This is a genomic window from Pseudomonas sp. RG1 (assembly GCF_025910115.1).
GTDB classification, from domain to species: domain Bacteria; phylum Pseudomonadota; class Gammaproteobacteria; order Pseudomonadales; family Pseudomonadaceae; genus Aquipseudomonas; species Aquipseudomonas atacamensis.
Window position 1 is genome coordinate 16,660 of the sequence record NZ_JAPCIK010000037.1, and the last position, 15,047, is coordinate 31,706.

12 protein-coding genes are annotated in these 15,047 nt (G+C 61.4%); 5 read left to right on the forward strand and 7 right to left on the reverse strand.

From position 1 onward, the window contains the following. Positions 1-64: 64 nt before the first annotated feature. Entirely contained in the window at positions 65-1,378 is a 1,314-nt protein-coding gene (locus OK411_RS18430; protein ID WP_264365492.1) for a protein kinase, read from the forward strand. 102 nt (positions 1,379-1,480) lie between these two features. Here the strand turns inward: OK411_RS18430 and OK411_RS18435 are convergent, their stop codons facing one another. Further along, the gene (locus OK411_RS18435; protein WP_073471330.1) at positions 1,481-2,185 is read right to left on the reverse strand and encodes a YebC/PmpR family DNA-binding transcriptional regulator; all 705 of its coding nucleotides are present in this window, start codon (positions 2,183-2,185) and stop codon (positions 1,481-1,483) included. Between the two features lie 221 nt (positions 2,186-2,406). Between OK411_RS18435 and OK411_RS18440 the strand changes: the two genes are divergently transcribed. After that, entirely contained in the window at positions 2,407-3,795 is a 1,389-nt protein-coding gene (locus OK411_RS18440; protein ID WP_264365493.1) for a type VI secretion system Vgr family protein, read from the forward strand. A gap of 8 nt (positions 3,796-3,803) precedes the next feature. Here the strand turns inward: OK411_RS18440 and OK411_RS18445 are convergent, their stop codons facing one another. Together OK411_RS18445 and OK411_RS18450 are read right to left on the reverse strand one after the other, a co-directional pair. Further along, positions 3,804-5,195 carry an FAD-dependent oxidoreductase gene (locus OK411_RS18445; protein ID WP_264365494.1) on the reverse strand — a complete coding sequence of 464 codons (1,392 nt, stop codon included), beginning with the start codon at positions 5,193-5,195 and terminating at the stop codon, positions 3,804-3,806. 72 nt (positions 5,196-5,267) lie between these two features. Further along, the gene (locus OK411_RS18450) at positions 5,268-6,593 is read right to left on the reverse strand and encodes an MFS transporter (protein WP_264365495.1); all 1,326 of its coding nucleotides are present in this window, start codon (positions 6,591-6,593) and stop codon (positions 5,268-5,270) included. Between the two features lie 271 nt (positions 6,594-6,864). Here OK411_RS18450 and OK411_RS18455 point away from each other — a divergent pair, with 271 nt between their 5' ends. Continuing rightward, positions 6,865-7,737 carry a LysR family transcriptional regulator gene (locus OK411_RS18455; protein WP_016775328.1) on the forward strand — a complete coding sequence of 291 codons (873 nt, stop codon included), beginning with the start codon at positions 6,865-6,867 and terminating at the stop codon, positions 7,735-7,737. Positions 7,738-7,862: 125 nt separating this feature from the next. Here OK411_RS18455 and OK411_RS18460 read toward each other — a convergent pair whose 3' ends face one another. Then, complete coding sequence (locus OK411_RS18460) at positions 7,863-8,729, reverse strand: LysR substrate-binding domain-containing protein (protein ID WP_264365496.1); 867 nt, start codon at positions 8,727-8,729, stop codon at positions 7,863-7,865. A gap of 113 nt (positions 8,730-8,842) precedes the next feature. Between OK411_RS18460 and OK411_RS18465 the strand changes: the two genes are divergently transcribed. Both OK411_RS18465 and phnX read left to right on the forward strand, forming a co-directional pair. After that, positions 8,843-9,952 carry a 2-aminoethylphosphonate--pyruvate transaminase gene (locus OK411_RS18465; RefSeq protein WP_264365497.1) on the forward strand — a complete coding sequence of 370 codons (1,110 nt, stop codon included), beginning with the start codon at positions 8,843-8,845 and terminating at the stop codon, positions 9,950-9,952. Between the two features lie 53 nt (positions 9,953-10,005). Then, on the forward strand, positions 10,006-10,833 hold the full coding sequence (gene phnX / locus OK411_RS18470; RefSeq protein WP_016770551.1) for a phosphonoacetaldehyde hydrolase: 828 nt from the start codon (positions 10,006-10,008) through the stop codon (positions 10,831-10,833). Between the two features lie 84 nt (positions 10,834-10,917). On the opposite strand, the gene OK411_RS27050 is transcribed toward phnX, so the two are convergent. The 3 genes from OK411_RS27050 to OK411_RS18490 form a co-directional block, all read right to left on the reverse strand. Next, positions 10,918-11,616, reverse strand: coding sequence for a hypothetical protein (locus OK411_RS27050; RefSeq protein WP_319636916.1), 699 nt, complete (start codon positions 11,614-11,616; stop codon positions 10,918-10,920). A 211-nt stretch (positions 11,617-11,827) separates the two neighbouring features. Beyond that, positions 11,828-12,751: a 1-aminocyclopropane-1-carboxylate deaminase/D-cysteine desulfhydrase gene (locus tag OK411_RS18485; protein WP_264365498.1), complete on the reverse strand. Its 924-nt coding sequence runs from the start codon at positions 12,749-12,751 to the stop codon at positions 11,828-11,830. Positions 12,752-12,876: 125 nt separating this feature from the next. Beyond that, entirely contained in the window at positions 12,877-14,916 is a 2,040-nt protein-coding gene (locus tag OK411_RS18490; protein WP_264365499.1) for an NADPH-dependent 2,4-dienoyl-CoA reductase, read from the reverse strand. Positions 14,917-15,047 lie beyond the last annotated feature (131 nt).

Below are 15,047 nucleotides of genomic sequence, written 5' to 3' on the forward strand. Positions count from 1 at the left end.
CCGCTATCATGTCGCCCATTCCAGCGCCCCCGCGTCGCTCCACCGATCAATAGCGAAACCAGACATGCACACCCTTGCTCAACTGCGCGCCGGCGAGCTGTCCGGCATCACCCGCCTCGACCTTTCCTGCGGGCTGACCGAATTCCCCAACGAAATTTTCCAACTGGCCGACACGCTGGAAGTGCTCAACCTCAGCGGCAACGCGTTATCCAGCTTGCCCGCTGACCTGCATCGCCTGACCCGCCTGCGCGTGCTGTTCTGCTCCGACAACCAGTTCAGCGAACTGCCGGCCTGCCTCGGCCAGTGCACCGCGCTGACCATGGTCGGCTTCAAGGCCAACCGCATCGTCAATGTGCCCGGTGCCGCCCTGCCGCCGCAGCTGCGCTGGCTGATCCTCACCGATAACCGCATCGAAAGCCTGCCCATCGAACTCGGTGAACGCCCCGCTCTGCAGAAGCTCATGCTCGCCGGCAATCGCCTGCAAACGCTGCCAGACTCCCTGCGCCACTGCCATCGGCTGGAATTGCTGCGCATCGCTGCCAACCAACTCAGCGAACTGCCGCAGTGGTTGCTGACCTTGCCGAGCCTGACCTGGCTGGCCTACGCCGGCAATCCGCTGGAGACCGAAGCCGATGCCGCTGCCCTTGAGGCCACGCCGCTGATCGACTGGTCGGCGCTGCGCCTTGAACAGCAATTGGGCGAAGGCGCTTCCGGGGTGATTTCCCGGGCAGTCTGGCAGCGCGACGACGGCACGGCGCAAGCGGTTGCGGTGAAGCTGTACAAAGGCGAGATGACCAGCGACGGCTCGCCGTTGCATGAGATGAACGCCTGCATCACCGCAGGCCTGCACCCGAACCTGATCCGCGTCGAAGGGCGCATCAGCGGCCATCCCGATCAACAGCAGGGGCTGGTGATGCAATTGATTGATCCGAGCTTCGGCAATCTCGCCGGTTTGCCCAGCCTGGACTCCTGCTCGCGGGATGTTTATGCCGAAGATTGCCGGTTCCCCGCCGAGGTCGCCCTGCGCGTCGCCAAAGGCATCGCCTCAGCGGCCGAGCACCTGCACCGCCAAGGCATCACCCACGGCGATCTGTATGGCCACAACATTCTGTTGAACGATCAGGGCGATTGTCTGCTCGGGGATTTCGGCGCGGCGTCGTTTCATGCCACCGGCGATGATGTGCAGACGCGCGCATTGCAGCGCCTGGAAGTCCGTGCGTTCGGTGTGTTGTTGGGGGAATTGCTGGAGCGTGTCGACTCAGGATTGAGTACGGAGCGCCGCGCGCAACTGCAGGCGCTGGAACGACGTTGCTGTCAGGCCGATGTGCTGGGGCGGCCGGGGTTCAGTGAAGTGATCGAGGTGCTGGAGAACCTGTGACCGCTGCACGGTCAATCGCCAGCAGGCTCGCTCCCACAGTTGAAATACATTCCAGTGTGGGAGCGAGCCTGCTCGCGAAGAGGTCATTACTGGCGCGACAGATCAGCCAGCCAGACCGACGAACATGTCCTGCACGTCATCATGGTTGTCGAGGCCTTCGAGGAACGCTTCGACTTCAGCCATCTGCTCGTCGCTCAGGCCGCTGACCGGGTTCTTCGGCTGGTAGCCGAGCTTGGCCGAGAGCACGGTGAAGCCTTGTTCCGGCAGTGCCTTCTGCACAGCGTCGAGGTCGGTCGGGTCGGTGAGGAACAGCGTCGCGCCCTCTTCACCCGGCTCGAAATCCTGGGCACCGGCTTCGATCGCAGCCATTTCCGGATCGGCATCCGGGCTGTCCGGCGAGGCTTCGATCATGCCGACGTGGTTGAACATCCACGCCACCGAACCGGAAGCGCCCAACTGGCCCTTGCGGAACGCCACGCGGATTTCCGCGACGGTGCGGTTGATGTTGTCGGTGACGCATTCGACGATCAGCGGCACCTGATGCGGGGCAAAGCCTTCGTAGGTCACGCGATGGTATTGCACGGTTTCACCCAGCAGACCGGCGCCTTTCTTGATCGCGCGATCGAGGGTTTCTTTTGGCATCGAGGCTTTCTTCGCCTGCTCGACCACCAGACGCAGGTGTGCGTTGGTGGCGGTATCGGCACCGTTGCGTGCAGCAATGGTGATTTCCTTCACCAGTTTGCCGAAGATCTTCCCTTTGGCGTTGGCTGCCGCTTCTTTGTGTTTAACCTTCCACTGTGCGCCCATTACTCACTCTCTTGATCTGTGGCGCCGAGACATCTATTGGCCGACGCGTGGCGGCAAGTTTATACGGCCTAAAGTCGGCAATCGACCAAAAAAACAGCCGACGGAATCGACATCTTCACCAAAGCATGTAGGGGGATTCTGAAAAGCGCCTTTGACATGACCATTCAGGCCGACGGTTTCGTACCCTTGAAACCCCGTATCGCCTGACAGGGCCTGCTCGAATGCTCAATGACAAGGAAAGTCCCTTCACCCTTACGCTGACCGACAGCGGATTGCGCCTGCCGGTGGTGCGTTTTCGCGGCGAGGAAGCGCTGAACCAGCCTTACCGTTTCGACATCGAACTGCTCGGCCTGGCCCCGGCCATCGTTCCGGGATCCTTCCTGCACCGGCCGGCCTTTCTGCGGCTCAGTGAGCAGCACGGGTTCCACGGCGTCATTTCCAGCGCCAGCTGCGAACATCGCGGGACCCATCGGGTCGGCTATCGACTGATTCTGGTGCCGCATCTGCAACAACTGGCGCAAACGCACAAGCGCCGCGTGTTTACTCACCTGAGTACGCCGCAGATCATCCAGCAACTGCTCGAAGAACATGCCCTGCCAGCGCACAGCTACCGCATTGAAATGAGCGTCGGTCACTACCCGGCAAGGGCGTTTTGCATTCAGTACGAAGAAAGCGATCTGGCACTGCTGCAGCGGCTATGCGAAGAAGAAGGCATCCACTATCACTTCGAACATGGGCCGGACGGACACGTCGTGGTGTTCGCCGACGACAGCCTGAGCCTGCCCCAGCAACCGATCGAAATTCCCTTCAATGTCGATGAGCAACCCCCATCGCCCTGCGTCAGCACACTCTATCAACAACATCGCGCGGCGCCGGTGCCGGTGCTGCATGCGGTGCGCAATCGTGGCCAGCCAACCGGCAACGCCGAAGCCGCCAACGAAGTCTCCACCGAGTTGCCGATGCCCGCGCGATCGCCGGAACGTCTGTACGCCGAACAGCGCAGCCGGCGCCATCTGCAACGCCAGCGCTGCCAGTTGCGTTCCATTCACGGGCGCAGTGATTGCAGCGATTTGCTCAGTGGACGACTGCTGCTTGTGGCCGACCATCCGATTCATCATTTCAACGAACAATGGCTGATATGCGCCGTGCGCCACCAAGGGCAGCACCCTTCGATACTTGATCCGGCGCCAAGCGTTCAGCGTTATCACAACGACTTCACTGCGCAGCCCTGGTCGACCGATTTCCGTCCGCCACTCAAACAAGCTCGCCCGAATATTGCCGGTTATCACTTGGCGAAAGTCGCGGGTGCGCCTGGGCAACCTGCGCAAGTGGACGAAAACGGCTGCCTCGCTGTAAGCCTGTGGCCGTCTGCGGATAAATCCGCCAGCGACGCCCTGTGGCTGCCGATCGCCATGAGCCGGTTCAGCGGCCCCGTCGCGGTCGATCAATTACCGCGTGCCGGCAGTGAAGTGTGGGTGAGTTTCCTCGACAGTGATCCGGACCGACCGATCCTGTGCCTCAGCCACGCACGCCAGCCGCCGGAGCGCGAATCAGAACCCGCGCGCGACAGCCTGTTGCTCGACTGGCTGAGCCACCGCGCCGAGCATTGATCGGCGCCTCAGCCTTTGTCCGCCTTGCCCGCCGCCGCCGCGAACTTGGCCAGCCGCACATCCAGATGCCGAGGCCGGCGCCCGTGATCTTCGGCGCGCTCCTTGCGGCGGATGGCGTTGCGCACCATCAGCGAGCCGAGGTAGCGAATCGGTTCCGGCGGGAAATAACCCAGCGGCCCGTTGACCAGCGGCGAACGGGTCCACGGGTTATCCAGGCCCTGCACCAGCGCGGCGAGAATCTGCCCGCCCATGTGACACGGGCCGACGCCGCTGCCGGAATAACCGAAGCCGTAAAACACGTTGCCCGCACCGCTCATCTGGCCGAAAAACGGCAAACCGGTCACCGAACGATCCGATGGGCCGTTCCACGTCGCGTCGATTTTGACCTCGGCGAAGGCCGGGAAGAAATCCGCGAGACTGCGCTTGAGCAATCCGGCATAAGGCGACGGCTGATCGAACACCGGCAGCATCCGCCCGCCATAGGCGAAGGTGTTGCCGCCCTTGCCGAGCATGATCCGGCCGTCCGGGGTGTTGTGGTAGTAATGCACGAAAATCCGCGAATCGAGGACGCTGACGCCGCTGGTCAAACCGATTTGCTGCAGCAGGTCCGGGCGCGGTTCGGTGATCAGCATGTCACTGGAAACGATCGCCACACTGCGCTCGAACTGAGGAAACGCGCGGGCCATCCACGCATTCATCGCCAGCACCACGCGGTCGGCGATGACCTTGCCGCCGGGCGTGTGAACACGTGCCGGGCGGCCCTCTTCCAGTCCGGTCATCGCCGTACCCTCATGGATTTTCACGCCCAATTGCAGCGCCACCCGGCGCAGACCGCGCACCAGTTTGCCCGGTTGCACGCTGGCGGCCGCCGGGGAAAACCAGCCTTCCAGATGTTTTGCCGAACCGGCCATACGCTGCACATCGGCAAGCGGGCGCTGGCTGAACGAGTTGATGCCATTACGCTCCAGCGCCGCGATCACCGCGTCAGTTGCGCCGACCTGGGCGCGATTGGTCGCGGTGTACAGCGTGCCGTCGAGGCGGTAGTCGGCATCGACGCCGTACTGCTCGCAGAACTCGCCGATCGCATGGATGCTGCGCTCCGATTCCTTGACCAGACGCACCGCCTCGTCGACACCGAACAAGCGCTCCAGGGTGAAATACTTGGCCGACCATGACAGTGCGCAACCACCGTTACGGCCACTGGCGCCGGCACCGCAGATGTCTGCTTCGATCAGCAGCACCTCCAGCTCCGGGTTTTGCTGCTTGAGCATGATCGCCGTCCACAATCCGGTGTAGCCGCCGCCAACGATGCACACATCCGTGCGCACCTCGCCTTGCAGCGGTGGACACTGCTCAGATGGGTCGGCCTGCAAGGCTTGCTCGAGCCAGAACGGTCGCATGGGAAATCTCCAGTCAGATAGCCACGACGCAGCCTGCCGCGCACCGCGCAGCAGGCCTCGGGGCGAAGGGTTTCAGGAACGCAGCGGTTTGACGCTCAGCGGGCAGTTGGGGATCGCCGCGCGCGGCTCCATCACGCCGACCGGCCGACTGTTCCAGTGCGGAATCAGCACCAGCGCCGAGAACAGCGCGCATCCGGCGAAGACGATAAACACCGTCACCGAGTCGAAGTAGCCCGGCAGCAAACCGCCGAGCACCGCGCCAACGGAGCCGCAGCCGTTGACGAAACCGGCGGCGGTGGCGCCGGCCTTGGCCTTGCCGAAATCGATGGCCGCTGCACCGCTGATCATCGAGTCCGGGCCGTACAACGTCAGGCCCATGACGAACAGCAACGCGACGACCAACAACACGCTGCCGGTGTTCAGCGCGGCCATGAACAACGCCAGCGTCACGGTCAGCGCCAGCAGACTCAGCACGCAGGCCGGCATGCGTCGGGCGCCGAAGAGTTTGTCCGAGGCCAGGCCGATCATGATCGGCCCGAGCAATCCGGCCAGTTCAAACGCGGTGGGAATGATCGCCGCGCCGACCTTGCCGACACTGGGCATCTGTTCGAAAACAATCACAGGACCCCACAACAGAATCGCGTAGCGCGCCGGTTTCAGCAGGAAATACGCCAGGCCCAGCACCAGCACCGTGCGGTTGCGCAGTATTTCCTTCAACGGCTCCCAGACGCTGAGTTTGCTGTTGGCTGCGGTTTCTTCGGCGGTCAGTTCCGGCTCGGGCTCCACCGCCGGCAAGCCGACGTCTTCCGGTTTGTTACGCTGGAAGATAAAGAACAGCACGGCGACCACCGCGACCACCGCCGCGCTGGAAATGAATGCCGCGTGCCAGGTGCCGACCAGCGTGTAGGCCCACCAGCCGGCGAACGGCGAGGCGACCAGACCACCGAACGCGTAGCAGGAACTCCACAAGCCGAGCACCCGCCCGCGCTGCTCAGACGGGAAGAAGCTGCCAAGATTTTTACACAGCCCGGACCAGCCAGTGGACTGCGCCAAACCTTGAATCAACATGCACGTGGCGAAGATCGGCAATGTAGCGAAACTGCCCATCACCAGCGCCGCAGCGGCGGATATCAGCAAACCGCCAAGCACCACCACTCGCGGACCGAAGCGATCGGCGAGCATGCCCCAAGTGAACTGTCCGAGGGCATACGCCGCCAGATAGATCGCGTCGAGGTTGGCCATGGCCATTTTGTCGAGGGTGAAATCAGAGTCCTCGGCGATGCCCAGTTTGGCTACCGAAAAGGCTTTGCGGGTGAAGTAGAACGCGGCGTACGCGAGCCAGGTAATAGCGAAGATCTGCACGCGCCAACGCGCCAGGGTGCCGATGTGCTTGTTCATGGTGGTTCTGACCTCAGGGTGTGAGTGTGCCGGCAGAATCGATTAAGAAAAACGCCTGTGTTTTTTATTGTTGAGCACTGCGTTACCGCCCCTTCCCTTCAGCGATACCGGTCAGATGAGTCTGCTGTTGCACGCACAGGCTCATGGGCCGGCGCTGCTGTTCGACCGAGCAGTCAGCGATGGCGTGAGCCGATCAAAGCAATTACTGTTTAATAAATAAAATCGATTTATCGTATTTCACACATAAGCTGAGCTTGTTACTGGAGCCACCATGTCCATCTCTCATGCCCAACTCAAAGCGTTCCATGCGGTGGCCGTCCATGGCAGCTTCACCCGCGCCGCCGAGCGGCTTTATCTGACGCAACCGGCGATTTCCGACCAGGTACGCAAACTCGAAGAACGCTTCGGCGTGCTGCTGTTTCACCGCAATAAACGTTCCGTACGCCTGACCGACCTGGGCGAGCGTCTGCTGACGATCACCCAGCGCCTGTTCGTGATCGAAGCCGAAGCGCAGGAATTGCTGCAGGAATCCCAGGCCCTGCAGACCGGCAGCCTGATTCTCGCGGTGGACGCGCCGATCCACGTGTTGCCGCAGATCGCACGGTTCTGCGAACGCTACCCGGGCATCAGCGTGAAAATCGAAACCGGCAATACCGATGAATCGCTGTTTCGCCTGTTCAACTATCAGGCCGATCTGGCGCTGCTCGGCCGCGACGTAACCGATGAACGCTTGCTGTGCGTGCCGTTGCGCAACGATCCGATGGTGGCGTTCGTTTCGCGCAATCATCCGTGGGCAGAGCGCGAATCGATCTGTCTGGCCGATCTGGATGACACGCCACTGGTGCTGCGTGAGATCGGTTCAGTAACCCGGCAGACGCTGGAAGAGGAAATGGCTCGAGCGGGCTTGCGCATACGCCCGGCGATTCAGGTTGAAGGTCGGGAAGCGGCGCGCGAAGCCGTGGTGGTGGGGATCGGGGTTGGTGTGGTTTCAGCGGCGGAGTTCGGCGCCGACTCACGGGTCTGCGCGTTGCCGATCACCGACTGCACGAGGCGCCTGACCGAAACCCTGGTGTGCTTGCGCGAACAGAGTTCGCGGCGGGTGGTGGCGACGTTTCTCGATATGGTTCGCGAGAGCCTGACCTGACTCACTCCCTGTCCTGATCGTTCCCACGCTCTGCGTGGGAATGCCTCAACGGACGCTCCGCGTTCGGCTATTGGATGGGACGCAGAGCGTCCCGGGCTGCGTTCCCACGCAGAGCGTGGGAACGATCACGGTGCGGCTAGCGCCAGATCAAAAAACGCCTGAATCAAGCGCAACTCGCGCCGGCGCTCCATGCAGCCAATCATGTGCCGGTTCATCAGCCCTTCCCCGGCAATCGGGATCGCCACCACGCGCGGGTCATGACTGACCTCCACCGATGACACCACACCGACACCCAACTCGGCCGCGACCGCTTCGGTCACCGCCTCGCGACTGTCCAGCTCCAGCAACACCCGCGGCTGAATCGACGCCTGCATACACGCCTGGTCAAACGTGCGCCGGGTAATCGAAGTCGGCTCGCGCAGGACCATGATCACTTGGTCCAGCTCCTTGAGTTTCACTTCCCCGGAGCGATTCGCCCAGCGATGCCCCGCCGGCACCAGCGCGCAGATCCGCGATTCGCTCAGCGCTTGCAAATGCAGGCCCTTGCGCGGCTCGACCTCGGTCAGCACCGCGACATCGGCGTGTTCCGACAACAGCGCCGCCAGGGTTTCCTGCGCGTTGCCCAGACGCAAGTTCACGGTGATGCCCGGATAGCGTGCGCGCAGGCTTGCCAGCATCGGCATGACCATGTGCGGCCCATCCGCCGCCACCTCCAGACGCCCGGTCAGTAACTGCCGATTGGCCTCGAGCAGCGTCTGCGCTTCTTCCGCCAGGCCGAACATGGCGCGGGTGATCGCTGCCAGTTTGGTGCCCTCCTCGGTCAGTTCCACCCGTCGCGCGGTACGCCGCAGCAAAGTGATCTGGTAATGCTCTTCCAGTGCCTTGATGTGTCCGGTGACCGCCGGCTGGCTGATGAACAACCGCGCAGCCGCGCGGGTGAAGCTGCCTTCGCGGGCCACGGCATCGAAGGCGCGCAGCTGAAACAGATTCATGGATAACCCTCACTGATGGCTGGCATAACAACAAACAATTTGATTGATGCAGCGGCGAATTGCAACGTAGGCCCCGTAGCTTCACCCCACAGCGTTTTCGCGAGGACACACGAATGAGTACCGCCGCACCGATTCTGCTCACTCCCGGCCCGTTGACCACTTCGGCCCGCACCCGTCAGGCCATGATGGTCGACTGGGGTTCGTGGGATGACCGCTTCAACCAGCTGACCGCCAGCCTGTGCGAGCAATTGCTGGCCATCCTCAACGGCGCCGCCAGCCACCATTGCATACCGTTACAGGGCAGCGGCACTTTTGCCGTCGAAGCGGCGATCGGCACGCTGGTGCCGCGCGACGGCAAAATCCTCGTGCTGATCAATGGCGCGTACGGCAAGCGCCTGGCGAAAATCTGCGAAGTGCTCGGCCGCTCGTTCAGCACCTTCGAAACCGCCGAAGACGAACCGACCACCGCCGCTGACGTCGACCGCTTGCTGCGCGCCGACGCTGACATCACCCACGTGGCGCTGATCCACTGCGAAACCAGCACCGGCATTCTCAATCCGCTGACCGAGATCGCCGAGGTCGTCGCGCAACACGGCAAACGCCTGATCATCGACGCCATGAGCTCATTCGGCGCGTTGCCGGTGGATGCGCAAAAAGTACCGTTCGACGCGCTGATCGCCGCCTCCGGCAAATGCCTGGAAGGTGTACCGGGGATGGGTTTTGTCTTCGCCCGCAAGGAATCGCTGGCCGCCGCGGCTGGCAACTCGCACTCGCTGGCGATGGACCTGTACGACCAGCACGTCTACATGATGAAAACCGGGCAATGGCGCTTCACCCCGCCCACCCATGTGGTCGCGGCGCTGCACGAAGCGCTACTGCAATACAGCGAAGAAGGCGGCCTGCCAGCGCGGCATGCGCGTTATGCGGCCAACTGTCAGGCGCTGATGGAAGAGATGAACAAGCTCGGTTTGCGCAGCTTCCTGCCGGCGGCAATTCAGGCGCCGATCATCGCGACTTTCCATGCGCCGCAGGATCCGCGTTACCAGTTCAAGGAGTTCTATGAGCGGGTCAAGGCCAAGGGTTACATCCTCTACCCCGGCAAGCTGACCCAAGTCGAAACTTTCCGCGTCGGCTGCATCGGCCACGTCACCCCGGACGCAATGCGCAAGGCCGTAGCAGCAGTGGGTGAAGTGCTGCGCGAAATGGAAGTGCTCGGCATCTGAGCCTCACCTCGCTCCCACATTTTGATCTCATATTCAAATCAGGAATTCACGCCATGAACTACACCAATCCAAGCAAGCTGCAAGCCGCGATCCTCGACTGGGCCGGTACCGTGGTCGATTTCGGCTCGTTCGCGCCGACGCAGATCTTCGTCGAAGCCTTCGCCGAGTTCGATGTCCAGGTATCGATCGAAGAAGCCCGTGGGCCGATGGGCATGGGCAAGTGGGACCACATCCGCACCCTCTGTGATCAGCCGCAAGTGGCCGAGCGTTATCGCAAGGTGTTCGGTCGCACGCCGACCGACGATGACGTCACCGCTATCTACAACCGTTTCATGCCGTTGCAGATCGAGAAAATCGCCGAGCACTCGGCACTGATTCCCGGCGCGCTGGACGCCATCGCCCAACTGCGCGCGCAAGGGATCAAGATCGGTTCCTGCTCCGGCTACCCGAAAGCGGTGATGGACAAAGTCGTCGAACTCGCCGCCAGCAACGGCTACGTCGCCGACCACGTGGTCGCCACCGACGAAGTGCCAAACGGTCGTCCATGGCCGGCGCAAGCGTTGGCCAACGTGATCGCTCTGGGCATCGACGATGTTGCAGCGTGCGTGAAGATCGACGACACCGTGCCGGGCATTCTCGAAGGCCGCCGGGCCGGCATGTGGACGGTTGCGCTGATTTGCTCGGGCAACGCGCTGGGTCTGGATTATGAGGGTTTCCGCGCGCTGGGCAGCGATGAACTCGCCAGTGAGCGCAAGCGCATCCACGCGCTGTTCGCAGATTCGCGGCCGCATTACATGATCGACACCATCAGCGATCTGCCGGAAGTGATCGCCGACATCAACAAGCGTCTGGCCAACGGTGAGATGCCGCAAAACGCTTGAGGCTGGAAAACTAAAACACCGCTGATTGCAATCAGCGGTGTTTTTTTTGCACTGTCTTGAGTAAAGACATCGCTTGATTATGACTTATTCGGAAATAAGGTTACCTTGCGCATCGTACGCAAGACCATCGGGATGTTTAACACTTCCGTCCGGCAATTGTTCAGTTCCATCTTCCCAGACAATACGCCCATCCGGATATTCAACGGTATTATCCGGCCAGACGATTCGCCCGTCCGGATACTCTACCCGGCCGTCTTCATATTGAATGATGCCGTCGGGACGCTTGATCGAAGTTTTATCTACAGCGACTACGCTGCCGTCAGGCAGTGTGGTGGAGCCATCGACATTGACTTTCGCACCAATTGTTTGAATCAGCGTTATCAAGGCCACAGGATCGATGTTGATGTTAAGGGTCGGCCATGGCATTGGCGGACGCTTGGTGTCAACCGGCGGCACTGGTTTGGTTGGCGCTACTGGCTTGGTTGGCGCTACCGGCTTGGTCGGCGCCACTGGCTTGGTTGGCGCCACTGGCTTGGTCGGCGCTACCGGCTTGGTCGGGGCCACTGGCTTGGTTGGCGCAACTGGCTTGGTCGGCGCTACCGGCTTGGTCGGCGCCACTGGTTTGGTTGGAATTACTGGCTTGGTTGGCGCAACTGGTTTGGTTGGCGCAACTGGCTTTGTTGTTACCGGCTTTGACGTAGTGGTAATAGGGCGAGGCTTCGAGATCGGACTTTTCATATTCACACTCAAATTGATAAATATAGTTTTGATCTTTAATAACAAACTAAAGAGCCGAGCCGACAATAATCACGCACAACCAACTATTCAAACCAAAAGAAACCACAAGATATAAACAACATAGAGTTACGCTGCGCAGACCAACGTACAACAATAACTTTCAATAAACAGAAGTCATAAACCGTAAAACTTGCACTTCGATTGATTGCAAATATCATCACGCCGCAGGTTGGCATGTATTGATCGCGACCATCGGCTACATCGCTGCAAATCCGCGTTGTCCCTGCAGGCCACCCGTGTGGGCAAAGACCAGACGCGTGCCGACCGCGAATTCGCCTGACTCGACATGCTGCTTGAGCGCCAGCAAGGCCTTGCCGGTGTACAGCGGCTCCAAAGGGATGCCGCTGGTTTGCTCGGTCTGATCGATGAAGGTCAGCAACGCCTGGTCAACTTTGGCGAAACCACCACGGCTGGCATCGATCAGTTGATAGTCCGCCGCAGGCTCGGTGGCGTGCGCGAGGATCGACTCGATGTTCGGCGCTACGCCGTGATCATCCGGCACTGCCAGAGCACCGTACACCACGCGCTTGCCTTGCTCGGCGAGCGCCAGTCCGGCCAGTGTCGTGCCGGTGCCACAGGCCAGCCACCAGGCGTCGAAATCATTCCAGCCGAGCTTGGCCAATTGCTCTTCGGCCTGCTGCCTGATCGCTGCGCAACCCAAGGCGCCGGCCAGTCCACCACCGCCCTCGGGCACCGCATGCAGCGTCGGAAATTGCGCTTGCCATGGCACCCAGAATCCCGCTTCGTGCCGCGCGCGGTAGCCGGCGTAACCGAGCCAATGCAACTGCATGCCGAACGTTTGCAAATCCCGCACTGTCGGCGTGTCCTGCAGGTGCCCGCGCAGCAGCCCCACGGTTTTGAATCCCAGCCGCTTGCCCGCCGCCGCCAGCGCGTGCAGGTGATTGGAATGCGCACCGCCAAGGCTGATGATGCCCTCGGCGCCGGCACGCTCGGCGGCTTTGAGATGTTCAACGAGTTTGAACCACTTGTTGCCGCTGATCAGCGGGTCGATGCGGTCCAGGCGCAGGACCGCAACCTCGATGCCGGCGTCTGCCAGCCAGCCTAGACGGAGCGGTTCGAGGGGGGCTTGGGCTAGCCAGTCGGGGGGAGGCAAAAGCATGGGCACTGCACAATCTGGAAAAGACCACATACTAGTAGGAGCTGCCGCAGGCTGCGATCTTTTGATCTTGCTTTTGAAATCAGGATCAACAGATCGCAGCCTTCGGCAGCTCCTACAGAATGTGTTTACAACTCAGCCGCCAGCCGTGAACCCTGATTGATCGCGCGCTTGGCATCCAGCTCCGCCGCGACATCCGCGCCGCCGATCAAGTGCACGTTCTGCCCGGCTTCAACCAGACCATCGTGCAACTCACGCAACGGATCCTGCCCCGCACAGATCACGATGTTGTCCACCGCCAGCAGTTGCGGCTCACCGCTTTCGCCGATGCGAATGTGCAAGCCTTGGTCATCGATGCTCAGGTATTCGACGCTGTTGAGCATCTGCACCTGCTTGTTCTTCAGACCGGTGCGGTGAATCCAGCCGGTGGTTTTACCCAGACCGTCGCCGACCTTGGTTTTCTTGCGCTGCAACAGGAACACCTCACGGGCCGGCGCATGCGGCGCCGCTTTGATTCCCGCCACACCACCACGGGCCTCCAGTTGCGTGTCGATGCCCCACTCTTTCCAGAACGCCGCGCGATCCAGACTGGTGGCCACGCCTTGATGAACGAGAAATTCCGAGACATCGAAACCGATCCCGCCAGCACCGATTACCGCGACACGCTTGCCGACCGGCTTGCGCTCGAGGATCACGTCCAGATAACTCAGGACCTTGGCATTCTCGACGCCCGGAATCGCCGGCACGCGCGGGGCGATACCGGTGGCGAGGATGATCTCGTCGTAACCGCCGTCAACCAACTTGGCCACGTCGACCCGGGTGTTCAGGCACACCTCGACATTGGTGGTTTGCAGCTTGCGGTTGAAGTAGCGCAGGGTTTCGAAAAACTCCTCCTTGCCCGGTACGCGCTTGGCAATGTTGAACTGCCCGCCGATCTCGCTGGCCGAATCGAACAGCGTCACCTGATGACCGCGCTCGGCGGCCACGGTGGCGGCGGACAAACCGGCAGGGCCGGCACCGACCACGGCGATTTTCTTGATCTGCTGCACCGGCAGGTAATTAAGTTCGGTTTCGTGGCAGGCACGCGGGTTGACCAGGCAACTGGTGAGTTTGCCGCCAAAGGTGTGGTCGAGGCACGCCTGGTTGCAGCCGATGCAGGTGTTGATTTCGTCGGCACGGCCTGCGGCGGCCTTGTTGACGAAGTCCGGATCGGCGAGGAATGGGCGGGCCATGGAAACCATGTCGGCGTCGCCTTCAGCAAGAATCTGCTCGGCAATTTCCGGGGTATTGATGCGGTTGGTGGTGATCAGCGGAATGCTCACCGAGCCGCGCAACTTGGCCGTGACCTTGCTGAACGCTGCACGCGGAACCTTGGTGGCGATGGTCGGAATCCGCGCTTCGTGCCAGCCGATACCGGTGTTGATGATCGTCGCGCCCGCCTGTTCGATGGCTTTGGCCAGCATGACGATTTCATCCCAGGTGCTGCCACCTTCGACCAGATCGAGCATCGACAGGCGGAAGATGATGATGAAATTCGGCCCGACCGCTTCGCGCACACGCCGGACAATTTCTACCGGCAGGCGCATGCGGTTTTCGTAGCTGCCACCCCAGCGGTCGGTACGGTGGTTGGTGTGGGCGGCGAGGAACTGGTTAATGAAGTAACCTTCCGAGCCCATGATCTCGACGCCGTCGTATTCGGCGGTTTGCGCCAATACCGAGCAGGTGACGAAATCGCTGATCTGCTTTTCGATGCCCTCTTCGTCCAGCTCTTTGGGCTTGAACGGGTTGATCGGCGCTTGAATCGCGCTCGGTGCTACCTGTTTCGGGCTGTAGGCATAGCGGCCGGCGTGGAGAATCTGCATGCAGATCTTGCCGCCCGCCTCGTGCACCGCGCGAGTGACGATGCGGTGCTTGAGCGCCTCTTCCTCGGTAGTGAGCTTGGCCGCGCCGGAATACACGCCGCCCTCGTCATTCGGGCCGATGCCGCCGGTGACCATCAGGCCGACACCGCCACGGGCACGTTCGGCGAAGTACGCCGCCATGCGCTCGAAGCCACCCGGCTTTTCTTCCAGGCCGGTGTGCATCGAGCCCATCAGGCTACGGTTGCGCAGCGTGGTGAATCCCAGGTCCAGCGGGGCCAGCAAATGCGGGTAATGAGCGGCGGTCATCGGTAACTCCACAACGAGCGATCACGGAAAAGTTGCGGGAGCTCTACGTCCCCCGTCAGTCATGTTCGACAGACTAAGAGTCGCACCGCTGTCACTCAATGACCGTAACTGACAAGTTATTGATCCAAATG